24 protein-coding genes are annotated in these 23,583 nt (G+C 67.4%); 16 read left to right on the forward strand and 8 right to left on the reverse strand.

All coding sequences use genetic code 11. From position 1 onward, the window contains the following. Positions 1-71 precede the first annotated feature (71 nt). Positions 72-1,694, forward strand: coding sequence for a potassium channel family protein (locus MUG98_RS04580; protein WP_265110972.1), 1,623 nt, complete (start codon positions 72-74; stop codon positions 1,692-1,694). Positions 1,695-1,776: 82 nt separating this feature from the next. On the opposite strand, the gene MUG98_RS04585 is transcribed toward MUG98_RS04580, so the two are convergent. Both MUG98_RS04585 and MUG98_RS04590 read right to left on the reverse strand, forming a co-directional pair. Next, positions 1,777-2,421, reverse strand: coding sequence for a DsbA family protein (locus MUG98_RS04585; RefSeq protein WP_265110973.1), 645 nt, complete (start codon positions 2,419-2,421; stop codon positions 1,777-1,779). A gap of 70 nt (positions 2,422-2,491) precedes the next feature. Beyond that, the gene (locus tag MUG98_RS04590) at positions 2,492-3,925 is read right to left on the reverse strand and encodes a heme o synthase (protein ID WP_265110974.1); all 1,434 of its coding nucleotides are present in this window, start codon (positions 3,923-3,925) and stop codon (positions 2,492-2,494) included. 139 nt (positions 3,926-4,064) lie between these two features. Between MUG98_RS04590 and MUG98_RS04595 the strand changes: the two genes are divergently transcribed. Beyond that, positions 4,065-4,364 (forward strand): hypothetical protein, encoded by a 300-nt coding sequence (locus MUG98_RS04595; RefSeq protein ID WP_265110975.1) that lies wholly within the window; start codon positions 4,065-4,067, stop codon positions 4,362-4,364. A gap of 131 nt (positions 4,365-4,495) precedes the next feature. On the opposite strand, the gene MUG98_RS04600 is transcribed toward MUG98_RS04595, so the two are convergent. Continuing rightward, positions 4,496-4,792, reverse strand: a complete 297-nt coding sequence (locus MUG98_RS04600) for a DUF7111 family protein (protein WP_265110976.1) — start codon at positions 4,790-4,792, stop codon at positions 4,496-4,498. Positions 4,793-4,915: 123 nt separating this feature from the next. Between MUG98_RS04600 and MUG98_RS04605 the strand changes: the two genes are divergently transcribed. Together MUG98_RS04605 and MUG98_RS04610 are read left to right on the forward strand one after the other, a co-directional pair. Beyond that, positions 4,916-5,818, forward strand: coding sequence for a DUF3267 domain-containing protein (locus MUG98_RS04605; RefSeq protein ID WP_265110977.1), 903 nt, complete (start codon positions 4,916-4,918; stop codon positions 5,816-5,818). 62 nt (positions 5,819-5,880) lie between these two features. Continuing rightward, a complete protein-coding gene (locus MUG98_RS04610) occupies positions 5,881-6,174 on the forward strand; it encodes a PadR family transcriptional regulator (protein ID WP_265110978.1) in 294 nt (97 codons plus the stop codon). Between the two features lie 57 nt (positions 6,175-6,231). On the opposite strand, the gene MUG98_RS04615 is transcribed toward MUG98_RS04610, so the two are convergent. Then, positions 6,232-7,377 (reverse strand): acyl-CoA dehydrogenase, encoded by a 1,146-nt coding sequence (locus MUG98_RS04615; protein WP_265110979.1) that lies wholly within the window; start codon positions 7,375-7,377, stop codon positions 6,232-6,234. A 203-nt stretch (positions 7,378-7,580) separates the two neighbouring features. On the opposite strand from MUG98_RS04615, the gene MUG98_RS04620 reads away from it, so the two are divergent. Both MUG98_RS04620 and MUG98_RS04625 read left to right on the forward strand, forming a co-directional pair. Then, a complete protein-coding gene (locus MUG98_RS04620; protein ID WP_265110980.1) occupies positions 7,581-8,627 on the forward strand; it encodes a phytoene/squalene synthase family protein in 1,047 nt (348 codons plus the stop codon). An 89-nt stretch (positions 8,628-8,716) separates the two neighbouring features. Beyond that, positions 8,717-9,205: a zinc ribbon domain-containing protein gene (locus MUG98_RS04625; RefSeq protein ID WP_265110981.1), complete on the forward strand. Its 489-nt coding sequence runs from the start codon at positions 8,717-8,719 to the stop codon at positions 9,203-9,205. Positions 9,206-9,280: 75 nt separating this feature from the next. Here the strand turns inward: MUG98_RS04625 and MUG98_RS04630 are convergent, their stop codons facing one another. After that, complete coding sequence (locus MUG98_RS04630; protein WP_265110982.1) at positions 9,281-10,519, reverse strand: YccS/YhfK family membrane protein; 1,239 nt, start codon at positions 10,517-10,519, stop codon at positions 9,281-9,283. A 141-nt stretch (positions 10,520-10,660) separates the two neighbouring features. Beyond that, positions 10,661-11,515, reverse strand: coding sequence for a 3-hydroxyacyl-CoA dehydrogenase family protein (locus MUG98_RS04635; protein ID WP_265110983.1), 855 nt, complete (start codon positions 11,513-11,515; stop codon positions 10,661-10,663). Between the two features lie 137 nt (positions 11,516-11,652). Between MUG98_RS04635 and MUG98_RS04640 the strand changes: the two genes are divergently transcribed. Together MUG98_RS04640 and MUG98_RS04645 are read left to right on the forward strand one after the other, a co-directional pair. After that, complete coding sequence (locus MUG98_RS04640; RefSeq protein WP_265110984.1) at positions 11,653-11,946, forward strand: hypothetical protein; 294 nt, start codon at positions 11,653-11,655, stop codon at positions 11,944-11,946. A gap of 57 nt (positions 11,947-12,003) precedes the next feature. Beyond that, positions 12,004-12,156 carry an AbrB/MazE/SpoVT family DNA-binding domain-containing protein gene (locus MUG98_RS04645; RefSeq protein WP_265110985.1) on the forward strand — a complete coding sequence of 51 codons (153 nt, stop codon included), beginning with the start codon at positions 12,004-12,006 and terminating at the stop codon, positions 12,154-12,156. A 74-nt stretch (positions 12,157-12,230) separates the two neighbouring features. Here the strand turns inward: MUG98_RS04645 and MUG98_RS04650 are convergent, their stop codons facing one another. Together MUG98_RS04650 and MUG98_RS04655 are read right to left on the reverse strand one after the other, a co-directional pair. Next, positions 12,231-12,914, reverse strand: coding sequence for a nucleotidyltransferase family protein (locus tag MUG98_RS04650; protein ID WP_265110986.1), 684 nt, complete (start codon positions 12,912-12,914; stop codon positions 12,231-12,233). Beyond that, positions 12,911-14,140, reverse strand: a complete 1,230-nt coding sequence (locus MUG98_RS04655; protein ID WP_265110987.1) for a molybdopterin molybdotransferase MoeA — start codon at positions 14,138-14,140, stop codon at positions 12,911-12,913. Before MUG98_RS04655 ends, MUG98_RS04650 begins: the two co-directional genes overlap by 4 nt. Positions 14,141-14,304: 164 nt before the next feature. Between MUG98_RS04655 and MUG98_RS04660 the strand changes: the two genes are divergently transcribed. The 8 genes from MUG98_RS04660 (at position 14,305) to MUG98_RS04695 (ending at position 23,568) form a co-directional block, all read left to right on the forward strand. Next, positions 14,305-14,901 carry an SRPBCC family protein gene (locus tag MUG98_RS04660; RefSeq protein WP_265110988.1) on the forward strand — a complete coding sequence of 199 codons (597 nt, stop codon included), beginning with the start codon at positions 14,305-14,307 and terminating at the stop codon, positions 14,899-14,901. Beyond that, positions 14,898-15,785 (forward strand): FAD binding domain-containing protein, encoded by an 888-nt coding sequence (locus MUG98_RS04665; protein ID WP_265110989.1) that lies wholly within the window; start codon positions 14,898-14,900, stop codon positions 15,783-15,785. Before MUG98_RS04660 ends, MUG98_RS04665 begins: the two co-directional genes overlap by 4 nt. Then, a complete protein-coding gene (locus MUG98_RS04670) occupies positions 15,782-16,429 on the forward strand; it encodes a (2Fe-2S)-binding protein (RefSeq protein WP_320443113.1) in 648 nt (215 codons plus the stop codon). The genes MUG98_RS04665 and MUG98_RS04670 overlap by 4 nt, the downstream gene beginning before the upstream one ends. Continuing rightward, complete coding sequence (locus MUG98_RS04675) at positions 16,426-18,909, forward strand: aerobic carbon-monoxide dehydrogenase large subunit (protein ID WP_265110990.1); 2,484 nt, start codon at positions 16,426-16,428, stop codon at positions 18,907-18,909. The genes MUG98_RS04670 and MUG98_RS04675 overlap by 4 nt, the downstream gene beginning before the upstream one ends. A gap of 144 nt (positions 18,910-19,053) precedes the next feature. Beyond that, positions 19,054-20,172, forward strand: a complete 1,119-nt coding sequence (locus tag MUG98_RS04680; protein ID WP_265110991.1) for an XdhC family protein — start codon at positions 19,054-19,056, stop codon at positions 20,170-20,172. Next, a complete protein-coding gene (locus tag MUG98_RS04685) occupies positions 20,169-21,185 on the forward strand; it encodes an AAA family ATPase (protein ID WP_265110992.1) in 1,017 nt (338 codons plus the stop codon). Before MUG98_RS04680 ends, MUG98_RS04685 begins: the two co-directional genes overlap by 4 nt. Next, complete coding sequence (locus MUG98_RS04690; protein WP_265110993.1) at positions 21,182-22,603, forward strand: VWA domain-containing protein; 1,422 nt, start codon at positions 21,182-21,184, stop codon at positions 22,601-22,603. Before MUG98_RS04685 ends, MUG98_RS04690 begins: the two co-directional genes overlap by 4 nt. Beyond that, positions 22,600-23,568, forward strand: coding sequence for a Rossmann-like domain-containing protein (locus tag MUG98_RS04695; protein ID WP_265110994.1), 969 nt, complete (start codon positions 22,600-22,602; stop codon positions 23,566-23,568). Before MUG98_RS04690 ends, MUG98_RS04695 begins: the two co-directional genes overlap by 4 nt. Positions 23,569-23,583 lie beyond the last annotated feature (15 nt).

The raw sequence follows: 23,583 nt of genomic DNA on the forward strand, positions 1-23,583 counted from the left end.
ACGCTCGTCCGATCCGAACGGTCCCGGATGTGTTGAAAAGGATTCAGTAGCCGGCTGCTCAATACTCGTGCATGGAGCGCTGGCAACGGCGTGCGGCGAAGACGATCGGTGGCGTGGTCGTCCTGATCGTCCTGACGTCGATCATCTATCACTACCTCATGGTCGCCGTCGAGGGCCGGTCGGGGAGCTACTTCCACTCGTCGCAGGTCGTCGTCGAGACCGTCACGGGAACGGGGTACGGCTCCGACTCGCCGTGGGACTCGCCGCTCTCGAACCTCTTCGTGATGGCGATGGACCTCGGCACCTTCCTGATCCTGTTTATCGTCCTTCCGTACGTCTTCCAGCCGATTCTCGAGGAGACGCTCTCCCCCACCGTTCCCCGGACCACGGACCTGACCGACCACGTCGTCGTCTGCGGCTACTCGCCGCGGGGCGATCGGCTGGTCGACGAGTTCGAGGCTCGCGACGTCGACTACGTCGTCGTCGACGATGACGAACCGGAAGCGATCGAGTTGGACGATGCGGGCGTGTCGGTGGTCTACGGGGACCCCACGTCCGTCGAGACGCTCGATCGGGCACGGATCGACGAGGCTGCGTCGGTCGTGATCGACACCGAAGACGAGGTCGCGGCGAGCGTCGTGCTGGCCGTCAGGGAACGCTCCGATTCGATCCGTATCGTCGTCATGAGCAGCGATCTCACGCTCGAGCGCCCGCTGCGGTACGCCGGGGCCGATACCGTCGTGACGCCGCGACACCTGCTCGGACGGCGGATCGCCGAACGGATCCAGTCCGAGATCGATCCGCGACTGAGCGACGTGACGAGTCTCGGCGAGGACTTCTCCCTCGTCGAGGTGACGGTCTTCGAGGAGAGTCCGATCTGCGGGCAGACCCTCGCGGAGACCGGAGTCCTCGAGACGGAGGACGTGTCGATCGCCGGCCTCTGGACGGACGGCGAGTTCGTCAGTTCCCCCTCGCCGGACCTCGAGATCGACGAGAACACCGTGCTACTCCTCGCCGGGAGCGAAGCGCAACTGAAAGCCCTCGAGGCACGGACTGCGCCCGTCCGCCCGGAGCGAGCGCGCGTCGTCGTGGCCGGCTACGGCGAGGTCGGTTCGACGGTCCGGGAGCGACTTCGCGCGACCGACGCAGAGTGTACGGTCATCGACATCCGGGACGCCGAGGAGGTCGACGTCGTGGGCGACGTGACGAGGGAGTCGGTGCTCCAGCGAGCGGAACTCGAGACGGCGACCGTGTACGTCGTCACGATCGCAGACGACGACGAAGCGATTCTCTCGGTGCTCGTCGCCCGTGAACTCGCGTCCGACCTCGACATCGTCGTCCGGGTAAACGACTCGGAAAAGGAGAACAAGGCTCGGCGAGCCGGTGCCGACTACGTCCTCAGTCTCCCCGACATTAGCGGTCGATTGCTCGCTCTGGACGTACTCCGGGAGGAAATCCTCTCCTACGACCGGCAGCTACAGGTCGTCCGGTTCGAGGCCGACGACCTCGCGGGTCAGTCGCTCGCCGACACCGAAATTCCGGCGACCGACTGCATCCTCGTCGGCGTCGAGCGATCGGGCGAGATCCTCACGGACGTCCCGCCCGAGTTTCGGTTCGAGGGCGACGACAGCCTCCTCCTCGCCGGCGACGACGAAGCGATCGACGCGTTCGAGTCGGCGTCCGAACCGGCCTGACAGGTCGGAATCCGAACCGACCCGACCGCTCCGGGGCGAGTCCGACGTCGGTCGACGGGCGGATACCCGCCGCAGCGACGCACTACGCGGCGTCCCGGACGCGCTCGACGATGGCGTCAGCGTCGAACGGGTCGTCGACTTCCTCCCCGTCGACCAGGACCGTCGGCGTCTCGGTCACGCCGTTTTCGTCCCCGCGTTGCCAGTCGGCTGCGAGCGTCGGATAGTACGTCCCCTCGTCGAGAGCGTCGCGGACGACGGGCTCCTCGACGTCGGTTTCGTCGGCAGCGATCGCAGCCAGCCCGTCGTCACTCAGGTCGTCGGCCTCGATCACGGCCGCCTTGTAGGTGAAGAACTCGCCAGCGGGGTCGTCGTCCGTTCTCGTCTCCGCCTGGACCGCTCGCGCGGCGTTCGCCATCGCGATCGATCGATCGCCGGCCGGTAGCGGGAAGTCGTTGTGGCGGTAGGTCGCCTCGTCCGGTTCGAGGAGTCGGGCCTCGATGTCGGGGAACACGTCCGCCTGGAACTCGTGACAGTGGGGACAGGCGAAATCCTCGTAGACGTCGATCGGCACTGGCCCCGTTCCGATCGACGGTGCCGGTAGCTGATCGGGATCCGGATCGACGCCCTCGAGTTCGTCGGGAAGCGACGCCTCGAAAAGTGCCGTACAGCCGGCGAGCGAGAGGGTCGCTCCCGTGCCGGCCACGGTCAGAAACGAACGGCGGTGCATTGGCTGCGGGTACGAACTGGACACTGTTAGGGATGCGGATTCCGGCGCGCGACGGTGCGTTCCGCCCCGGTCAGAACAGCGGTCCGGTGAGTGCGAGCGCGTCCACGAGAATCGCGACGAGGATCGCACCGAGGAAGGCGTTCGAGGCGTGGAACGCCCGGAACGCCGCGGCTTCGGTCCGCTCGAAGTGCAGCCGGACGGCGGCCCAGAGGAAGACGCCCCCGAAGACCGCGACCGTCGTGGCGTACAGCGCGCCGAGGTCGGTGATCCAGGCCAGCGCGATCGTACTGACGAGCGTCGCCGCGATGTAGTAGACGATGTGTTTCCGGGTCTCCGTCTCGCCGCGGACGACGGGCATCATCGGGAAGCCGCCGCGAGCGTAGTCGTCCTTGTACGCCAGCGCGAGGTTGTAGAAGTGCGCCGGCGTCCAGAGGAAGATGACGCCCGCGAGCGCGAGCGCGGGGAGTCCGATCTCGTTGGTGACCGCTGCCCAGCCGATCAGCGCGGGCAGCGCACCGGCGAACCCGCCGATGACCGTGTTCTGGACCGTGTTTGGCTTGAGCAGGAGCGTGTAGACGACGCTGTAGAAGAGGATCGCGGCGAATCCGAGCGCCGCCGCGAGCCTGTTGATCGTCAGGAAGACGGTCATCGACGCCGCCGTCAGGAAGAGGCCAAAGAGCAAGGCGTTGCGAACCGGCACGAGGTCGGTCGCCAGCGGTCGATCGGACGTCCGGGCCATCTGCCGATCGACGTCGCGTTCGAGGACGTGATTGAACGTGCCCGAGGCGCCGATCGCGAGCACGCCGCCGCCGAGCGTGGCGACGATCGTGGCAGCGTCGAGTTCCGGCCCCGCGGCGAGGGCCATCCCCGCGGCGGCGACGAGACAGAGCAGCCACATCAGCCGCGGCTTCATCATCTTGAAGTACGCGAACGCGGTCAACCGAGCGCGGGCGAGCCAGCCCGCGGGCAGCGTGCGTTCGGCTGCCGATCCCGTCGGGTCCTCGATCGGCTCCGGCTGTTCGATGGCGTCGTCCTCCTGGCCGGTCGCGAGTTCCAGGTCCCACGCGAGCGCGAGGACGACCGCCGTGAAGATCACGAGTCCGAGCGCGAGGTGGAGTCCCGGGACGATCGCGGCGGGGCCGACCGTCGCCGTCACGGCACCGACGCCGACCTGGACGACGTAGAGGACCGCTCCCGCGAGCAGGGTCGCCCGGACGCGACGGGAGACGTCACCCAGCGCAGCGCAGACCGCAGTCGCCGCGACGAGGACGCCGACGAGCACGGCGGCGATCCGGTGGCCCCACGCGATCGCGAGTTCCGTCTGGCTGAGGGGATCGGTCGGGGCGTGACAGGTCGGCCACGTCGTACACGCCGAGGCCGCGTTCGTGAGCGACGTCGTTGCCCCGACGATCAACAGGAGGTAGACGCCGACCGCAGTCGCTGCGAGCAGCGCGGAGAACCGTCGGTGCGTGTCGATCGGTCGGGGAAACGACTCGGTTGTCACGGCTGTTCTCGTCTGAATCCTTCGGCTCCGGCTATTTATTCGTCCCGCTTTTGCGCCCCCGCAGTCGTCGGGTCCCGGCTCGCAGCGAGCGCCCGTCGACCCAACACCCATGGTGGGCCCTCCCGTTCGTGGTGGTACTGTGGCGACGGGCGACTCCGATACCGCGTCAGCAGCGTCCTCCCCGGTCCCGACGACGGATCGTGGCCCCGAGCCGGCCGTTCGGTGTCCGTACTGCGGCCAGCCGTTCCGGGACCGGCGCCTGCAGCGCCTCCACTGTGGCCGCGTACACCCCCATCGGCTCTCCGATCGCGAGCGTGCCGCCTTCGAACGGGCGCTGCGCGAGGAACGCGCCGCGATTCGTCGCTTCCGCCTCCACGTCCTCGGCGGACTCGTCCTGCTGTACTTCGTCTTTCTGCTCACGTACGCGATCGTCACGTGAGGTGGTGCGATGCGTGAGGTGGTGCGACGACTGCGGTGCGTGATGAGGCCAGACATCGTCGGTGTCGATCGGTTCGACGACGTCGCCGCGTGACTGCTCGATCGTCGGACGGTACGCGTCCGATCGAGGGCTTACATTCCCATATCTTCGGCCGCCGGCGGAACCGGGAGGTCGTGCGGTGAGACGCCGAGCAGTTCCCCGGCGTGATCGAGCGCCATGTCGAACCCGTAGTAGCGCTCGAGTTCGTCGCCGTCCGCGGTCGATCGCACCTTCAACATCGCGTACCCCTCGACGTTCTGGGCGATCGCGGCGGTCCCGCTGGCGCGAGTCGCGTCGTCGATCGATCGCAACTCGAGTATCCGTTCCGTCGCCGTCTCCTCGTAGGTCGCCCGGATCCCGTTCGCCTCGGCAGTCTGGTCGTCGGTCATGCCCGACAATCGGGAATCGACCACCGGGAACCTGTCGGTTTCGGCGGCCGGCGGTCGCGAACCCGCGGACGCGACTCGATCTACACCGACACGGCTTTTTCGCCCCTCTCGAGAGTGTGGATCGTGACAGCGACGGATTCCGACGCGGCCCCGGAACCGCGGCCGATCGCGACCGTTCGCTCGACGCGAACGGTCGCCGCCCGGACGATCGCCGTCTCCGTGGTCGCCTTCTTCGGCTTCGCGTACGCGTTCGGCCGGCTTCGCGGGGCGATCCACGCCGAGCCGTTCGAACCGATCGTCGTTCCGGCGGTCGCACCGTCGACGGTCCTCGGCTGGCTCGTCGTCGCCCTCGGAGTCGTCGCGCTCGTCGTCGTCCCGCACGAACTCCTCCACGGGGTGTTCATGGCCCGGTACGGTGGCACTCCTTCCTACGGCGTCGGGGTCTCGAACTTCCTCCTGCCGTACGCCTACGCCACGACGGGCGGGACGAGCTACACGCGCAATCAGTTGCTCGTCGCCCTGCTCGCCCCATTCGTCGGCATCACGGCCGTTGGCCTCGCCGCGATGACGATCGTCCAGTCCTCGCTCCTCGTGGTGGCGCTCGCCGCGAACGCCGCCGGCTCGGTGGGCGACCTCCGAATGGCCGCCACGCTGGCGCGGTATCCGGCCACCGTCCGGGTCGCGGAACGTCCACACGCCGACGCGCAGGGGTTCGCCGTCTACGGTTCGTCCGCTGTCGCCGCCGATCGCGGCCCCCGCTGGGACGCGGCCTCGTCTATCGCCGCGGGAACCGTCGGCACCCTCGTCCTGAGCACGGCGACGCTGGGCGCACTCGTCTTCCACGCCCTCGCCGTCGGCACCGGGGACGTGATCGTCGGCGGCGACGGCTGGCTGCTCTTACGCCACGAACTCCAGGCAGACGGCACCGTGCACCTCGAACTCGGGGCCCGGCTCCTGCTCGCCGTGTCGATCGCCGGCGGCTTCGCGTGGACGGCGATCGATCGGGCGCGGAGTAGATTCGGATAGCGATCGGGCGCGGAACGGGACCAGATCGGAACCTTCGAGCGGTTGCCGTACGACGTCGACGCATGGCGAAGTGGCTCCGGAGCGGCCGGCGACGCGATATCTGTATCCTGCTCGCGGCCGGCGGCGAGATGCGCGGCCAGCAATTGAAATCCGACCTCGAATCGCACTACGACGATCGGCTCGAGCCGAAGGCGTTCTACGGCTCGCTGTCGGCGCTGGTCGACGCCGGGTTCGTGGAGAAGCGAACGGAGGGGATCCACGACGTCTACGCGCTGACCGACGCGGGCGAGCGGCGGGTGAACGAACACTACGAGTGGATGCGATCGTGTCTCGAGGCGGAAGGCGATCCGGGGTGATCGACCCCGTCGACGGGCGACGTTCAGCCTCGATCGAATCCGATCGGATCGACCGGCTTACTCGTCGAGCAGTTGATCGCCGATCGTGTTGCGCAGCACTTCGCTCGTGCCCTCGTAGATCTCGTTGAGTTTGGCGTCGCGGTAGAACCGCTCGGCGGCGAAGTCCTTCGTGTAGCCGTAGCCGCCGTGGATCTGGATCCCCTCGTTTGCGACCTCGCGACTCACTTCGGAGGCGTAGAGTTTGGCCTGGGCGGCGTCCTTGATGTAGTTCTCGCCGCGGATCTTCTTGTCCGCCGCCCTGTGCATCAGCATCTTCGCGGCCTGGATCTTGGTGTCCATGTCGGCGAGTTTGTGCTTGATCGACTGGAACTCGCCGATCGGCTGGCCGAACTGCTCGCGCTCGTTCGCGTAGTCGCGGGCCCCCTCGAAGGCGGCGCGGGCGATGCCGACGCCGCGGGCGGCGATCGTGATGCGGCCGCCGTTCAGAGTCTTCAGCGCGTGGACGAACCCATCACCCTCCTCGCCGAGGCGGCGGTCCTCGGGAATCCGGAGGTCGTCGAAGCGGAGTTCGGCCGTCGGACAGCCCTTGTCTCCGAGTTTCTCCTCGGTGCCCTCGACGTAGAAGCCGACGTCCTCCCCGGGTCGGACGATAAAGGAGGAGATGCCCTTGTTGCCGGCGTCCGGGTCGGTCTTCGCGAAGAGGGTGACCGTGTCCGCGACCGAGCCGTTCGAGATCCAGAGTTTGCCGCCGTCGATGACGTACTCGTCGCCGTCTTTCTCCGCCGTCGTTTCCATCGCCGGGACGTCACTGCCGGCCCCGGCTTCCGAGAGGGCGAACGCGCCGACGTCCCGCCCTTCCGCGAGCGGCGTCAGGTACGTCTCCTTCTGGGACTCGTCGCCGAACTCGTAGAGCATGTTGCCCGCCAGCGAGGTGTGGGCGGCGACGATCGTTCCCAGGCCGCCCGAACCCCGCGAGATTTCTTCGAGGCCGATCGCGTAGGAGTGGTAGTCGAGGCCGGCACCGCCGTACTCCTCGGGGAAGGGCATACCCATCAGCCCGAGGTCCGCCATCTCGCTCACGAGGTCGTGGGGGAACTCGTCGTCGTGGTCGATCTCGTCCGCGATGGGGACGACCTCTTCGTCGACGAACTCCGATACCATGTCCCGGATCTGCTGTTGCTCGGCAGAGAGCGCAAAGTCCATAGCGGGAGTATCGGCCGGTCGCTTCTTTACTGTTTTTGTACGGAAATCACGTTGTCAGGTGTGGTCCGGGCCCCGACCCCGCCGACGAGAGGCGACTGGCACTGCCGACAGCAGGATCCGATCGCCCACTTTTGTCAACGATCGGAATATCCCGCCGGGACCGCGGCGTTTTTCCGGGATGGGAACAAACCAAACGCGAGTAGATGACCACGGGCCAGCACGAAGGGACAGCCGAATCCGACCTCGAGTGGTGTTTCGAGGCGGTTCATGGCGTTTCGCGGACTTTTTCGATCACTATCGATCGGCTCGAAGAACCGATGTCGAGACATATCTGTCTGGGATATCTCCTCTGTCGCGTCGCTGATACCATCGAGGACGCCGGCCACATCCCGCCGGAGACGCAGGCCGACCTGTTGACCGGGTACGATCGGTTGCTCGATACGGACGCCGACATGACGGTCGAGGCGTTCATGGCCGACGTCGAACCGTGGATCCCGGACGATCCCAACGAGGACTGGAAGGTCGTCGCCGAGACGCCGCGAGTCCTCCGGACGTTCGACGCCCTCGACGACGAACCGCGGGAGATCATGCGCGAACCCGTCCGCGAACTCGTCGGCGGGATGGCGATGTTCACCGATCGATACGCCGAGGAGGGCGGGCTACGCCTGCAGACGCTCGAGGAACTCGAGGAGTACTGCTGGTACGCCGCCGGAACCGTCGGCAAACTCATCACCGGACTCGTCGCCCGTGGGGCTTCACAGGACCGTGCGGACGAACTGCGTGCGAACGCGCGATCGTTCGCACTCCTCTTGCAACTGGTCAATATCGCCAAAGACGTCGAGAACGACTACCACGAGGAGAACAACGTCTACCTGCCGGCCGAGTGGCTCGCGGAGGAAGACGTTACCGTCGAGGGCGTGACCGACGCGTCGAACCACAGCGGCGTCACGAACGTCATCAGGCGCGTCACCGGCCGTGCCGAAACCTACCTCGACGACGCCCAGCGCTACCTCGAGGTCGTCCCGGAGAGTCACGGCAACCGCCTCTCGGCGTGGGCGATTCCCTACCTGCTCGCGGTCGGGACGATGCGGGAACTTCGCGAACGGCCCGAGGACGTCATCCGGGAGGGCGACGTGAAGGTCTCCCGAGCGGAGGTGTTCGCCCTCCTCCAGCAGTTCGACGACGGCGTCTCGCGATCGAACCTCGCCGACCTTCGCACGAAGATGGCCGAAAAACCGTTGCATCACTGAGCAACCGCCGGACCGCCGTCTCGACCCGGGCGTCGATCGGACCCGCGCTGGAACAGCAATGGTATCAGTCGTGGTTGTCACGAAGGAGTATGTACTGTCCGTCGTGCGGAGAGGAAATTTCGGCGTCGAGTGCGTACTGCCAGCACTGCGGGGCCGCGCTTTCGGAGGCCGGCGACGACGTCCGGGACGCTGGCGCCGACGAGTGGGGGACGACGAGGTCGGCCGATCGAGGCCCCGACGTCGAACCCGCCGGGTACGGGTCCGGGCCGTCGACCGACGCCGAGACGCTCGCCGCCCTCGGTCACGTGCTGGCGCTGTTCACGTGGGCGATCGGTCCGGCCGTGCTCCTGCTTTCGACCGACGACGAGTTCGTTCGCGAGAACGCGACGAACGCGATCAACTGGCAGCTATCGTTCGCGATTTACATGCTGGTATCGCTGGTGTTGACGCTCGTTATCGTCGGTATCTTCGCCGCGATCCTCGTCGGCCTGCTCGACACGGTGTTCTGTATCGTCGCGGCGGTGAAAGCCGCGGACGGGGAGACCTGGGAGTATCCGCTCACGATCGATTTCTTCTGAGACGACCGGCGAATCGCGATCGACTCCGAACGTCCTCAGCGAGAAACTGCCCGGGAGTGCCGCTCCGTCGCCGAATTACGTCGGTCCCGGGGCGGGACCGGTCCCGTTCTCGGCAAGGCGTCGTCCGACCAGCGAGAGGCCGTACCCGACGACGCCGGTACCGATCGCCCAGGGGGCGAACAGCACCCAGGCGAACGGAGGCCCGTACCCGAAGCCGTAGTACGGCGCGAACGCGATCGTCGCGACGACCGGCGACGTCGCCGCGAGAAGCCCGAATCGCCACGAGGACTCGTCCCGCTCGAGGGCGTGGCCGAGGGGGAGAAACACCCCCGTCGCGAACCCGAACGTGCCGAGAAGGACCGCCTGGGTTACCCCGAAGACGAGCCAGCAGGCCGCGCCGAGCAGGGCCACCGAACCGACGACGACCCCGACGAGCGTCCGTCGCTCGAGCGCCCAGCCGAACCGGCTACAGACCCGATCGAGTCCCCGACGGCCAGTGTCGCCGACGGTTCGACCGACGCCGCCGACGACGCCCCACCGGCCGTCACCGAACCGTCCCGCCGCGACGGTCGCGAGGCCGACGATCGCGATCGGAACGAGACTCGCGAGGAGGCCGTGTGACAGCACTAGGGGGCCGAAGACGACTCCGGCCGACGTCCACGAGGCGAGCGTCCCGGCGACCCCGGGCGACCCGTAGGTCACGTACGTCTTCTGTGCGATTCCGTCCTCGTCGGGGCTACCGGCGTCGGCGCTCGTCCACGTGACCGATCCGTCCTCGACGTGGGCGTTCGGGGGTGCGTTCGTCACCCGCGCATCCGCGGGCGCGTGAACCGTGACGCGATCGGCCCGGAGTTCGTACCGGTACTGCGTCCCGCCGGCGTAGAGGTAGTCGAAGACCCAGCCGTCGCCGACGCCGGATTCGGCGACGTCGGAGACTGCGTACTCCACGCGGACGACACCGTCCTCGATCGACGCGTCGACGTTCCGGGCGTCGTCGACGGCGACGTCGTAGCGGTACCACCCCTCGTCGACGGCGGTCTCGAGGGCGGCGTCGTCGTTCCGATAGGTCTCGGCGGCGCTCTCGTCGACCGGAACCCGTGCGATCCAGCGGGAATCGCCGCGCTCGTCGACGTGGACGTCGAGCGTTCCGGCGTCGGTCGCGCCGTCGATCGAGTCGCAGACGCCACAGACCGACAGCGGCGGATGGCCGGAGACCGCGAGGCCGGAACCCGCGGCCGCGACGCCGAGAACCAGGAGGGCGACGCCGACGAGACGGCGGGAATCGCGCCGCGGGACCGCTTCCGTCAGGGACATACCTCCTCAGATCGCCCGCAGTGAAATAAAGGTATTCCAACAAGAATCCGAGTCCGCGGTCGGCAGTCGATTCGGAGTCTCCGGTCGGCGGTTGATTCGGAGTCCGCGATCGGCCATCGGGTCCGATACCTGCGCGCGAACTCAGTCGTACTCGTAGAACCCTTTGCCGGACTTCTTGCCGAGATCACCGGCCTCGACCTTCCGGGCGAGCAGATAGGCGGGTTTGTACCGATCGCCGAGTTCCTCGTGGAGGGTCTCCGAGGCGTGCAGACAGATGTCCAGCCCGATGTGGTCGGCGAGTCGCAGTGGGCCCATGGGGACGTTCGTCCCGAGTTCCATCCCGGCGTCGATGTCCTCCTTCGTGGCGACGCCCTCGTCGTACGCCCGGATGCCCTCGTTGATCCACGGCATGAGGATCCGGTTCGTGACGAAGCCGGGTTTGTCGTCGGACTCCCAGGTCGTCTTCCCCAGGTCCTCGGCGATCGCGTGGGCCAGATCGGTGACCTCGTCGGTCGTCTTCTCGCCGACGACGACCTCGACGCCCTCCATGATCGGCACTGGATTCATGAAGTGCAACCCGATCACGCGCTCGGGACGCTCGAGTTCCGACGCGATCGAGGTGATCGAGATCGTGCTGGTGTTCGTCGCGAGCACCACGTCGTCGTCACACACCCGCTCGAGGTCCTCGAAGACGTCCCGTTTGACGTCCAGGTCCTCGAGTGCGGCTTCCACCACGAGGTCACAGTCGGCGAGCGTCTCGATCGCGGTCGTGCCCTCGATGCGATCGCGAATCGTCTCGGGGTCGTCGTCGAGTGCGTCCCGATCGGCCAGTCGCCCGAGGCTATCCTCGATCGTGTCGAAGCCGTTTTCGACGAACTCCGACTCGATGTCACGCATCACGACGTCGTAGCCCCTGGTGGCCGCGACCTGTGCGATGCCGCTGCCCATCGTACCCGCACCGACGACGCCGATTCGATCGATCTGCTGTCGAACCATACCGCGGCGTACACGGAAGACCGGCGTAAGCCTGATGGTAGACGCCGTCGACGACCGGCGGCCGGTCACCGACTCTCGTAAACCACTTGCACGTTCCCGTCAGAAACTATAACAACGTCCCTCTCGATTACTCCGCCATGTGTCGGGAAACGAAGCGCGAACCCGCGTGGGTGTCGGCGATCCGGCTGGCGTTCCTCCGGGGGCAGGTCGACGTCGACGGCGTGATGGAAGAGGGGAATCTGATTCCCGGTCGCGAAGGCACGGTTCGGGACGTTCTCTCGACGATGGCGGACCGCGGCCTCCTCGAATCGGTCGACGGGACCGAAGATCGGTACGTTCCGGGACCGGTGCTCATCGAGTCCGACCGATACGATCTGGACTTCACCAAGGCGTCCGACGGGGGCGCTCACCGATGGCGCTCGAGCGGCTAACTGCTATCCGTCGGTATAGCGTAAACTATGTATCGACTAGGGCTGTACGCCACGTCGATGGGTACGCTTACGGATACGAAGATTTCCGAAAAGAACCTGACGACAGTGCCGAAACCGGTTCGTAATTTCCTCGCCGTTGGCGAAGGGGATCGGATCGAGTGGCACGTCGAGGACGGACAGATTATCGTCAAAAAACTCGAGTCGGAGTAGCGCTTCGATCGTCGGCCGGTCGCCCGTTCCTTCGACGAGCACCGTGACAGCGACACGCCACACGAGGTGGTCGCCTACACGTCGCCGGGGACGTCGATATCACGCCGTACGCCGGGGTCGTCGACGGAGACGAGAACGCTCGCATCGCTCTCCAGCAGGATCTCGCGACCGCCGACGTCGCCGTCGACGTCGGTGAGCGCGTCGAAGAACCGCTCGTCGAACAGCACCGGGTTGCCGCGGGTGCCGTCGAACGCCGCTGCGATCGCATCACCGGCGTCCGCAGCGTACGCCGTCACCAGTGTGTCTACCGACGCGGGCGAGACGAACGGCATGTCGCCGAGCGCGACGACGGCGGCGTCAGGTTCGCGGTCGCGCTCGCGAATCGCCCGGATTCCGGTCCGGAGCGACGACGCCTGGCCGGTGTCGTAGGCCTCGTTGACGACGGTCTCGACGGCGAGTCCCTCCAGTTCGCTCCGAACCCGATCGGCCTCGTGGCCGAGAACGGCGACGACCGGATCGACGGCACTGCGAACGAGCGTGCGTGCGGCGTGACGGACCACCGGCTCGCCCTCGACCGTCGCCAGCAGCTTGTTCTCGTCACCGAAGCGGCTGCTCGTCCCGGCGGCGAGCAACACCCCGGCCACCGCCGGTGCGTCCGACCGCGAGTCGGGGTCGCGAGGGAGGTCGGCAGGTTCGACGACGGGAAGCGCGGCCGTCGCGGGCCGTTCCGGCGTCTCGTCGGACGAGTCCTCCGTCATCGCTCCAGCACCGTCGACGGAACGACGGCGACCTCCTCGTCGGCGGCGACGGCGTCCGTCGTCAGCACGAACCCGTCGGCTCGGCTCGCACGCGTGCTCGAGGAGAGGACGCTCGGATCGAACGTGGTCTCGTAGATCGAAAGCGGCGAGTCGACGTGGCCGAGCGGCATCGCGGTTCCGTCCTCGAGCGCGACGGGAATCGCGTAGGTGAAGCCGGCGGTGGCGATCCCGACGTCGCGGGCCATCCCCGCGGAAACCGTCGGCAGTGACGCGTCGCCGGTAAAGAAGGGCCGGGCGACGAGCGCCGTCACCAGATAGGCACCGACCGGCTTCCCGGGGACGGCGATCGCCACCGCGTCGTGGTCGGGGAGCCGCGCGACGGCGATCGGTTTCCCCGGGCGCAGCCGGACGCGATGGAACAGAACGTCGCCGAGGGCGTCGAGCGTCCGGACGACGTAATCCTTGTCGCCGACGCTCGTCCCGCCGGTCGTGACGACGACGTCGTACTCGCGGGCGAGTTCGTCGATTCGGGACTCGACCCGATCGTTCGCGTCGGGGACCGAGCCCTCGTACGTCGCGTCGTGTCCCCATTCTCGGACGAGCCCCGCGAGCATCGGCGAGTCGAGGTCGCGGTGGCGTCCCTCGTGAATCTCGGTTCCGGTCGCCACCAGTCCGACGGACGCCCGCTCGCGAACGACGACGTCGTCGATGCCGAGGTCGCCGAGCAACAGCGCGTCCTTCGCCCCGAGTCGATCGCCCGCGTCGAACAGTTCCTCTCCCTCACTGACGTTGCTGCCCCGCTGGTAGACGTAGGTCCCCGGTTCGAGCTCCGTCCCGGTGAGCCGACCGTCCTCGACGGTCGCTTCTTCGCGCTTGAGAACCGCGTTCGCCGACTCCGGCACCGGCGCACCGGTCGCGATCCGAACCGCCGTCCCGGCCTCGAGCGTCGGCGGCTCGTCTTCCGGGTACACCGGTTCGTCGACCACCGCGAGCGGATACTCGTCGGTCGCGTCGAACGCGAAGCCGTCCATCGTCGCGTGGCTGTGTGCGGGGACGTCGACCGGCGCACGGATCGGCTCCGCGAGCGTCCGACCGGCCAGTCCGTCGAGCGAGACGCGCTCCGTTCCGAGCGACGAGAGCCACTCCGCTCGAAGCGCACGAACGCGCTCGACGGCCGCATCCAGTTCGATCAGATCGTCGCCGTCGTGTGATTTCTCGTCGGTCATCGGTGTGAACTACCGCCGGAACGTGGTTTTCGATTAACACTAATGTTTATTTGTGTGGTACGGGATAACATATGATGTGGTAAATAGTATGCACATAGTGCAGGGTTATAAAAGATGACGGCGGCCGACACACGACCCTCGCGGATCGAGACCGGGTGGTCGTAATGGAGTTCGACGGGGAGTTCGAACTCGAGGAGGTACCGCCGGAGAAGGCGTGGATCGTCCTCTCGGACCCGATCGCGGTCCGAAATTCGCTGAAGGGCTGTCGGTACATTACCCCGATGGACGACGACTTCAGTTTCGACGAATACGAACCCGACGAGGACCTGGAGACGCTACCCGAGGCCGATCCGGAGACCGTCGCCGCACGCGCGTTCGAAGAAGGCCGGGAGTACGCCGCGCTGATGCAGGTCGGAGTCGGGAGCGTCAAACCCCGGTTCGAGACGTCGGTGACGATCCAGGAGCGCGACACGGAGTCGTTCGTCATGGTCGCGACCGGAAGCGGGACCGCGAGCGGGAGCAGCTTCAGCATGGACTCGGGGATGCAGATTCACCCGCTCGAGGACGGCGACGGCTCGCGGATCGAGTGGTGGACCGAAGCCGACATCTCGGGACGCATCGCCCAGCTCGGTTCGCGGGTCATCGACCCCGTCGCGAACAAGATCGTGGGCAACTTCTTCGGAGATATCGAACAGCAAATGACCGACGTCGACGAGGAGACGGATTCGGGCATCACGGACCGGATCCGCGGAATGTTATGAAACCAGCACAGTTCGAGCAACACGAGCCCGAGACCGTCGAGGAAGCCGTGAGCCTGCTCGAGAGTCTCGACGATCGGGCGATTCTGGCCGGCGGACAGAGCATGGTTCCGATGCTCCGGTTCCGACTCGCGGTTCCGGAGACCGTCATCGACATCAACCGAATCGAGAGCCTCGATTACCTCGAAGAGGACGACGAGTGGCTCAGAATCGGCGCGCTCGCACGCCACGCGGACGTCGAGGAGTCCGAGCTGATCGCCGAGAAGTACGGCAGCTTCGCCGACACGGCACCGCTCGTCGCGGACCCGCAGATCCGCAATCGCGGCACGGTCGCCGGCGCGATCGCGCAGGCGGACCCGAAAGGCGACTGGGGGAGCGTCCTGCTCGCACACGAAGGCGAGGTCGTCGCGCAGGGCCCCGACGGCGAGCGGGTCATCCCCGCGGACGACTTCTTCCTGTTGCCCTACGATACGACCCTCGACGAGAACGAACTGCTCACCGAACTTCGCGTCCCGGTGCCGGCCGATCGTGAGGGAAGCGCCTACCACAAGCTGAAACGGAAGGTCGGCGACTACGCGATGGCCGGCTCGGCCGCACGGCTCGTCCTCGACGAGGACGGACGCATCGAGCGCGCCGGCATCGGACTCACTGCCGTCGACATCACGAACGTCCGGGCGACCGACGCCGAGGCGCACCTCGAGGGTGAACGGCCTGGGAGCGAACTGTTCAAGCGCGCGGGCGAGCTGGCGGCCGAGCAGTCCAACCCCGAGTCCGACGAACACGGCGATGCGGACTACAAAGAACGCATGGTGAACGTCCTCACCCAGCGCGCGCTCGCCGACGCCGCCGAGCGTGCCGGACTGGTCAAACGGAGGGTATCACAGTGACAAACGCACGAGAGATCACGCTGACGGTCAACGGAACCGAACACACGATCGAGGTCGAACCGCGGCAACTGCTCGTCCACGCCATCCGGGAGGAACTGGACCTGACCGGGACGCACATCGGGTGTGACACCGGGAACTGCGGCGCGTGTACCGTCATCAAAGACGGGGAGCCGATCAAGTCCTGTCTCATGTTCGCGACCCAGGCCGACGGGAGCGAGCTCATGACCGTCGAAGGCATGGAGGATCTCCCCGAAGCGCGCGGCGAATTGCATCCGTTGCAGGAAGGGTTCCGCGAGGAACACGGGCTCCAGTGTGGCTACTGTACGCCCGGGATGCTCATGTCCGGAAAGGCGTTACTCGACGAGAACCCGGATCCGAACGAGGACGAGATCCGCGAAGCGATCAGCGGCAACCTCTGTCGGTGTACCGGCTACCAGAACATCGTGCGATCGATCGAGTACGCCGCGGACGAACTCGAGTCGGTCGCGGCCGCGGACGGCGGTGAGCGACCCACGGATTCGCGATCCGCGTCGGAGACCCGATCCGACGGCGGCGTCGCCGTCGACGGCGAGTTCGACTGCGGCGTCGAGAACTGCTGTGGTGGGCCGACGACCGATCGCGAACGCGGAGGTGAGTCAGAATGAGCAGCGATTCCGAACAGTACGCGGAGGCGGAGGACGGCGGCCCCCAGCCCGAGAAGCACTGCGGTCACGGCCGTGGTGGGATGGGTGAAGAGGTCAAACGAAAGGAAGATCAGCGGTTCATCACCGGTCGCGGCAACTACGTCGACGACATCAAGAAACCGGAGATGCTCCACTGCGAACTCGTCCGCAGTCCGCACGCACACGCCCGCATCGAGGACATCGACAAATCTCGGGCGCTGAAGGTCGACGGAGTCGTCGCCGTCCTCACCGCGGAGGACTTGCTCGAGTACGACCTCGCGACGATGCCGACGCTGATGGACGACACGCAGGACGTGCTGGTCAACGACAAGGTCAAGTTCCAGTCCCAGGAGGTCGCGGCCGTCATCGCGGACGATCGGTACGCGGCGAAAGACGGGGCGGAGAAAGTCGTCGTCGACTACGACGTGCTCGAGCCGGTCGTCGACGCCGAGGAGGCCCTCGAGGACGACGCCCCGGTGATCAGAGACGACATCGAGGGCAAGGAGGACAATCACTGTCTCGACTGGGAGACCGGCGACGAGGAGGCCACCGCCGCGGCCTTCGAAGAGGCCGACGTCACCGTCGAGGAGGACATGCTCTACCAGCGACTGCACCCCGCCCCGATCGAGACCTGCGGTGCAGTCGGCGACTACGATCCCGGCAAGGACAAGCTGACGGTCCACATGACCTCGCAGGCGCCGCACATCCACCGGACGCTGTTCGCGCAGGTCTCGGGGATCCCCGAACACAAGATCCGGATCGTGAGCCCCGACGTCGGGGGCGGATTCGGGAACAAGGTGCCGATCTATCCCGGCTACGTCGTCGCCGCCGCGGCGTCGTACGTGCTCGAACGGCCGGTGAAGTGGATCGAAGAGCGATCGGAGAACATCCAGTCGACCGGGTTCGCACGCGACTACGACATGACGGGCGAACTCGCGGCGACCGACGACGGCGAGATCCTGGCGGTTCGAACCGACGTGCTGGCCGATCACGGCGCGTACAACGCCGTGGCCCAGCCGTCGAAGTTCCCCGCCGGGTTCTTCAACATCTTCACGGGGTCGTACGACGTCGAGACGGCCTACGGGTCGCTGACGGCGGCCTACACGAACAGCGCACCGGGCGGCGTGGCGTACCGGTGTTCGTTCCGCGTGACGGAGGCGGTCTACCTCATCGAGCGGATGGTGAAGGTCCTCGCGGACGAACTCGGGATGGATCCCGCCGACGTTCGGCGGAAGAACTTCATCCAGCCGGACCAGTTCCCCTACGAGAGTCCGACGGGGTGGAACTACGACTCGGGCGACTACGAGACGGCGCTCGACAAGGCCCTCGAGATGGCCGACTACGAGGCCTACCGCGAGGAACAGCAACGCCGGATCGAGGAGGACGCCGACAAACTGCTCGGGATCGGTATCTCCTCCTTTACCGAAGTCGTCGGGGCCGGCCCCGGGAAGTCCTGCGACATCGCCGGCGTCGAGATGTTCGACTCCGCCGAGATCCGGGTCCACCCGACCGGGAACGCGACGGTCCGGGTCGGCGTCCAGACGCAGGGCCAGGGCCACGAAACGACGTTCGCCCAGATCGTCGCCGAGGAACTCGGGATGGACGTCGACGACATCACCGTCGAACACGGCGACACCGACACCGATCCCTACGGCCTCGGCACGTACGGCTCCCGGAGTACGCCCGTCGCCGGCGCGGCGGCCGCCGTCGCCTCGCGCAAGGTTCGCGAGAAGGCGAAAGCGATCGCGGCGAACGAACTCGAGGCTGCCGAGGAGGACATCACGTGGGACCGCGAGAGCGGCGAGTTCCACGTCGCCGGCGCGCCGGATCGATCGATCTCGATCACCGAGATCGCCGCCGGGGCGTACATGAACCACCCCACGAGCGAAGAGCCGGGGCTCGAAGCGGTCAACTACTACGATCCGCCGGAGATGACGTATCCGTTCGGGTCCTACGTCGTGATCGTCGAAGTCGACCGCGAGACCGGCGAGGTCGACTTCGAGAAGTTCGTCGCCGTCGACGACTGCGGCAACCGGATCAATCCGATGATCATCGAGGGCCAGATCCACGGCGGCCTCGCCCAGGGGATCGGAACGGCGATGCTGGAACACGTCACCTTCGACGACAACGGCAACGTCACCGGTGGCGACTTCATGAACTATCTGCTGCCGACCGCGATGGAGATCCCCGAATTCGAGACGGGCCACACCGTCACGCCGTCACCCCACCACCCGATCGGCGCGAAAGGGGTCGGCGAGTCGCCGACGGTCGGTTCGCCGCCGGCGATCGTCAACGCGGTCGTCGACTCGATGGCCCACGGCGGCATCAGCCACGTCGAGATGCCGATGACCCCCGACGTCGTCTGGGAGAAACTCGACGAAGCGGGACTCGCGGCCGATCCCGCCGACAACATCGCGCTCGAGTTCGATGACCAGCGGAGCGACGAGGCGGCGGACGACTGAGCGGCGGTCGCCCGGGAACCGACGGGTCCAACGGCCGCCACGTCGACCCGCCGCGAGCGAGGGAATCTCGCGACCGGCCCGATCGGTTCCGATCGCGGCTCGTGCCCGTGTGACGGGCACACGCGCCGACACGACACGACCGAAATGACAGCAGACACACCACCAGACGCCGACGAGACCGAGGCGACTACCGATCGAGCAGCTGTAGCGTCCGACGGGGAGCTCGCGGAGCGAGAGCGAGCCCTGAGAAATCGCGACGAGCCCTACGCCCGCGCGACCGTCGTCCGCCGCGAACCGCCGGTTTCCGCCAACGTCGGCGATCGGGCGCTCGTCACGGCCGACGGCGACCTCCACGGGTGGATCGGCGGTGCAGCCTGCGCCCAGTCGCGGGTCGTCAGCGAGGCCCAGTCGGCCATCGCGAACGACGAACCACAGTTGATCGGCCTCGCACCCGATCCCGACGACGTCGATCGGCCCGGACTCGCGGCCTTTCCGATGCTGTGTCACAGCGAGGGAACGCTCGAAATATTCGTCGAACCGGTGATTCCGGCGACGCGACTCCTCGTCGTGGGTGGGTCGCCGATCGCCCGCTCGCTCGTCAGGCTGGCGACCGAACTCGACGTCGACGTGACGATCGTCGATCCCGAGGCGGCGGACGCGGATCTCCCGGACGGGACGAGCGTCCTCTCCACGCTCGAACCCGACGAGATCGCCGAGGCGGTCGGTGCGGGCCCGTTCGTCGTCGTGGCCTCGATGGGAGAGTTCGACGCTCGTGGCGTCGCTGCCGGCGTGCTCTCGGATGCACCGTACGTCGGACTCGTCGCGAGTGACGCCCGCGCGACCGAGGTCGTCGACCGGGCTGCCGGCCTCCTGGATCGCGATCCGGCGGCGGTTCGAGACGCGATCACGAATCCGGCGGGCGTCGACATCGCGGCCAGGTCCGCGGCCGAGATCGCGACGAGCCTGCTGGCCGAACTGGTCGACGTGCGGGCCGACACCGGGACGAGTACGGCGTCCGCGATCGACTCGAGCGCCGATACGGACGACGCCGAACGCGCCGGTTCCGACGACGAGGAGTCGGTCACCGAGGCGTCGGCGATCGATCCCGTCTGCGGGATGACGGTCGACCCTGACGACGCCCCGAGCGTCACCCACGAGGGGACGACGTACTACTTCTGTTGTCCCGGCTGTGCGGACTCCTTTCGAAACGAGCCCGACGAGTATCTAGAGGCGACCGAAGACGGACCGATGGAATCAGTATGACGGGCGATACGCCGGTGACGCCGGTCGACGCGCTGTCCGAATCGGAGATCAGGGAGCGCTTCGAGCGCCGGAACTACGTCGCGGACGACCGCGTGATCACGACCGTACAGCTCGCCCTCCAGCTCGGGCGACCGCTCCTCGTCGAGGGGCCGCCCGGCAGCGGAAAGACCGAACTCGGCAAGGTCCTCGCCGACGGGTTCGACACGGAGCTGATTCGGCTCCAGTGTTACGAGGGACTCACGGCCGAGAACGCGCTCTACGAGTGGAATTACACGAAACAGCTGCTCGCGGTGCAGTCGAACGAGGGAACGGTGGCCGGCAGATCCGCGAGGTCCGACGCCCCGCCGGACGACCCGGAAACCGGCCCCGGCTCCGACGCCGAAATCGACGGCCCGCCGTCCGTATTCGACGACGAGTACCTGCTCGAGCGACCGCTCTTGCGCGCGCTCACCGCCGGCGGCGACCGATCGCCGGTCCTGTTGATCGACGAAATCGACCGCGCAGACGAAGGGTTCGAGGCCTTCCTGCTCGAACTCCTCTCGGATTATCAGGTGTCGATTCCGGAACTGGGGACGATCAGCGCCGAGAACCCGCCGATCGTCGTCCTCACCTCGAATCGCACTCGCGGTCTCAGCGACGCGCTCAAGCGGCGGTGTCTGTACCTGCACGTCGAGCCGCCGTCGTTCGAGACGGAGTACGAGATCGTCTCCCGCAAGGTCCCCGAACTCGACGCGGCGATCGCGGCCGAAGTGTGCGCCGTCGTCGAACGCCTCCGGGAGGAATCGTTCCTCAAACGACCGGGCGTCGCCGAGACGCTCGACTGGGCGCGTGCGATCGCGGCACTCCGATCCGAGGGCGAGGCCGAATCGCTCTCGACGGCCGAAATCGAACGGACGATCGGTTGCCTCCTCAAGGAAGTCGAAGACGTCACCCGCGTCGACACCGCCTTGCTCGAACAGCTCCACGCGGCCGCCGCTGCGGCCGACGAGCGAGTCGAACCCGCCGACACATGACCCCCAACCGGAACTCCTCGGACGCCGTCGACGACTCCCGTCGAGTCGACGCCGCGCGTGACGACATGCGAGGGCTCGATCGACGGCCCGGGAACGGGTTGCCGGACTTCGAGGCTGCACGCACCCACGTGCTGACGGAACTCGTTCGCTTCGTCGGCCGTCTCCGCCGCGAGGGCGTCCCCGTGGCGGCGAACGGCACCCTCGAGGCGGCGCGAGCGCTCGCCGTGGTCGGACTCGGTGATCGGGAACGCGTCCGCGACGCGCTCCGTGCAACGCTGCTCACCGGGGCGAACGACCGCGAGGCGTTCGAGGAGTCGTTTCCCACGTTCTGGCATCGCGTGCGGACCGGAATCGATCGAATAGCGACGCACGAAGGGGCGCGTTCGTCCGACGGGGCCGACCCAGCCGACTCAACCGCAACGGAACACCGGGAGTCCGAGCCGTTGTCCGCCGCCGATCCGCCGTCGCCCGACTCGAGCGACGGCCCGGAGACGGTCGACGTCCGGATCGCGACCGGCCGCCGGCACGCGACCGGGGAGCGCCCGAGCGGCGACGGCGGTGACGACGCGCGTCGGTATAGCGCCGTCGGGGGACGCGCCCCCGTCACGGCCGACGGCGTGTCGTTGTCCGACGACGACGGCGCAGCGATCGACCGGTTCGTCGATGCGCTGGCGTCGATCCCCGGTCGGCGCACCCGTCTGGCCCCGGGCGGTGACCGCATCGACGCTCGACGAGCGCTCCGGACGAGTCTCGGGACCGGAGGGACGGCGATGGAGCTGCCGACCCGCGAATCGGTCCCGAGCGAACTTCGCTGCTGTCTGTTGCTCGACGTCAGCGGCTCCGTCCTCGATACGATCGACCGCGAAACGCTGCTCGCCGTGGCGGAACGAGTACAGGGAGTCGCACGAACGGGGTCCGTCTTCCTGTTCGACACGGATCTCGTCGACGCGACCGAGCAGTTCGAGCGCGCGGACGGCGATCCGGCCGCGGCCCTTCGAGAGGCCGAGATAGAGTGGGGTGGCGGCACGCGGATCGGCGACGCGTTCGAAACGCTCCGGCGACGCCACCCCCACGCGGTGGACCGGCGGACCGTCGTCGTCGTGGTCAGCGACGGTCTCGACGTCGGTGACCGGACGACCCTGGAGGACGGGATCACCTGGCTCGCCCGCCGAGCCGACGCGATCGTCTGGCTCAATCCGCTCGCAGTATCGCCGGCGTACGAACCGCGGTCGCGAGGGATGGCGACGTGTCTCCCCTACGTCGACGGCCTGTTCGGCTTCGCGGAACCGGCCGACCTCGCCGAAGTCGCTCGACAACTCGAGCGCCGCGGGATCGGCGGGCCGATCGGCTACGAACACGATCCGCGCCGCGTCGGGACCGGAGACGACCCGCAGAGAGACGAGGGAGACGGAGCATGATCGACCCGATCCTTCCGGCCGTCGTCGACCGACTCCGCTCGATCGGCGCTCTCGAGGGAGCGACGGCGGAGCGCGTCACGCTCGGTGACGCGACGCTCATGGTCGAACTCGCGGGCGTCGAGTCCGGAACCGGGGCCGAAGCCGGAACTGCGGACGTAGCCGGTGGCTCCCGGGGAAGCCACCGAACCGCCGGCTTCGCCCATCGACCGCCCGGGAACGGACGGACGGCGGACGCTCTCGACGAGTCGACGGACGGCGTCGACGTCGAAACGCTCGTCCGGTGGGCGACGCGAACGCCGGGCGGATCGTCGACCGAAACGATCGGCTATCCCGGGACACCGCGAGACGGCACGCTGCTCGAGCGCGCACTCGGCGTCGCCGCGATCAACGCGCTGTCGGCACCGTTCGTCGACTGGAACCCGGGCGATCCGATGGCGTTGCTGGATCCGGCCGTCGACGCGATCACGACGGTCGGCCTCTTCCGGCCCGCGTTCCGGAAGTTCGCCGACGTCGACGTTCGCGTCATCGAACGGACCGACGTCGGATCGGTGTCCTCTCCCGACGGCGTCAGCGTCACGACGTTCCGACCGGACGCGGCGAGCGCGGCGATGGCGGACGCGGACGTCGTCTTCGTCACCGGCTCCACGTTCGTGTACGGCGGTCTCGAGGCGTACCTCGAGGCCGCGCCGGCGGCGGCGACGGTCGTTCTGATCGGTGCGACCGCGTCGGTCCTTCCCGGACCGGCGTTCGCGGCCGGGGTGGACGTCGTCGCCGGGGCGTCGGTAACCGAAACCGAACGCGATCGCGTCCGCGAGGCCGTCCGAGCAGGCGCGTGCGGAACTGACCTGCACGACGCCGGCGTTCGGAAAGTGTACGCGGTGGCCGATCGAGCCACCGGACCGGGCCAGGCCCTGAAACGCGTGCGAAACGAGCGGCCGGATCGAGACGACACGACGAACGACTGAACTGGAGGTGCGAAC

The sequence above is a fragment of the Halosolutus halophilus genome (genome assembly GCF_022869805.1).
Classification (GTDB): domain Archaea; phylum Halobacteriota; class Halobacteria; order Halobacteriales; family Natrialbaceae; genus Halosolutus; species Halosolutus halophilus.

Excerpts from the sequence above, each read along its gene's own strand:
- MUG98_RS04580 (WP_265110972.1), top strand. The coding sequence starts at position 72 with ATGGAGCGCTGGCAACGGCGTGCGGCGAAGACGATCGGTGGCGTGGTC.
- MUG98_RS04585 (WP_265110973.1), bottom strand. The coding sequence starts at position 2,421 with ATGCACCGCCGTTCGTTTCTGACCGTGGCCGGCACGGGAGCGACCCTC.
- MUG98_RS04600 (WP_265110976.1), bottom strand. The coding sequence starts at position 4,792 with ATGACCGACGACCAGACTGCCGAGGCGAACGGGATCCGGGCGACCTAC.
- MUG98_RS04610 (WP_265110978.1), top strand. The coding sequence starts at position 5,881 with ATGGCGAAGTGGCTCCGGAGCGGCCGGCGACGCGATATCTGTATCCTG.
- MUG98_RS04615 (WP_265110979.1), bottom strand. The coding sequence starts at position 7,377 with ATGGACTTTGCGCTCTCTGCCGAGCAACAGCAGATCCGGGACATGGTA.
- MUG98_RS04620 (WP_265110980.1), top strand. The coding sequence starts at position 7,581 with ATGACCACGGGCCAGCACGAAGGGACAGCCGAATCCGACCTCGAGTGG.
- MUG98_RS04625 (WP_265110981.1), top strand. The coding sequence starts at position 8,717 with ATGTACTGTCCGTCGTGCGGAGAGGAAATTTCGGCGTCGAGTGCGTAC.
- MUG98_RS04630 (WP_265110982.1), bottom strand. The coding sequence starts at position 10,519 with ATGTCCCTGACGGAAGCGGTCCCGCGGCGCGATTCCCGCCGTCTCGTC.
- MUG98_RS04635 (WP_265110983.1), bottom strand. The coding sequence starts at position 11,515 with ATGGTTCGACAGCAGATCGATCGAATCGGCGTCGTCGGTGCGGGTACG.
- MUG98_RS04640 (WP_265110984.1), top strand. The coding sequence starts at position 11,653 with ATGTGTCGGGAAACGAAGCGCGAACCCGCGTGGGTGTCGGCGATCCGG.
- MUG98_RS04645 (WP_265110985.1), top strand. The coding sequence starts at position 12,004 with ATGGGTACGCTTACGGATACGAAGATTTCCGAAAAGAACCTGACGACA.
- MUG98_RS04650 (WP_265110986.1), bottom strand. The coding sequence starts at position 12,914 with ATGACGGAGGACTCGTCCGACGAGACGCCGGAACGGCCCGCGACGGCC.
- MUG98_RS04655 (WP_265110987.1), bottom strand. The coding sequence starts at position 14,140 with ATGACCGACGAGAAATCACACGACGGCGACGATCTGATCGAACTGGAT.
- MUG98_RS04660 (WP_265110988.1), top strand. The coding sequence starts at position 14,305 with ATGGAGTTCGACGGGGAGTTCGAACTCGAGGAGGTACCGCCGGAGAAG.
- MUG98_RS04665 (WP_265110989.1), top strand. The coding sequence starts at position 14,898 with ATGAAACCAGCACAGTTCGAGCAACACGAGCCCGAGACCGTCGAGGAA.
- MUG98_RS04675 (WP_265110990.1), top strand. The coding sequence starts at position 16,426 with ATGAGCAGCGATTCCGAACAGTACGCGGAGGCGGAGGACGGCGGCCCC.
- MUG98_RS04680 (WP_265110991.1), top strand. The coding sequence starts at position 19,054 with ATGACAGCAGACACACCACCAGACGCCGACGAGACCGAGGCGACTACC.
- MUG98_RS04685 (WP_265110992.1), top strand. The coding sequence starts at position 20,169 with ATGACGGGCGATACGCCGGTGACGCCGGTCGACGCGCTGTCCGAATCG.
- MUG98_RS04690 (WP_265110993.1), top strand. The coding sequence starts at position 21,182 with ATGACCCCCAACCGGAACTCCTCGGACGCCGTCGACGACTCCCGTCGA.
- MUG98_RS04695 (WP_265110994.1), top strand. The coding sequence starts at position 22,600 with ATGATCGACCCGATCCTTCCGGCCGTCGTCGACCGACTCCGCTCGATC.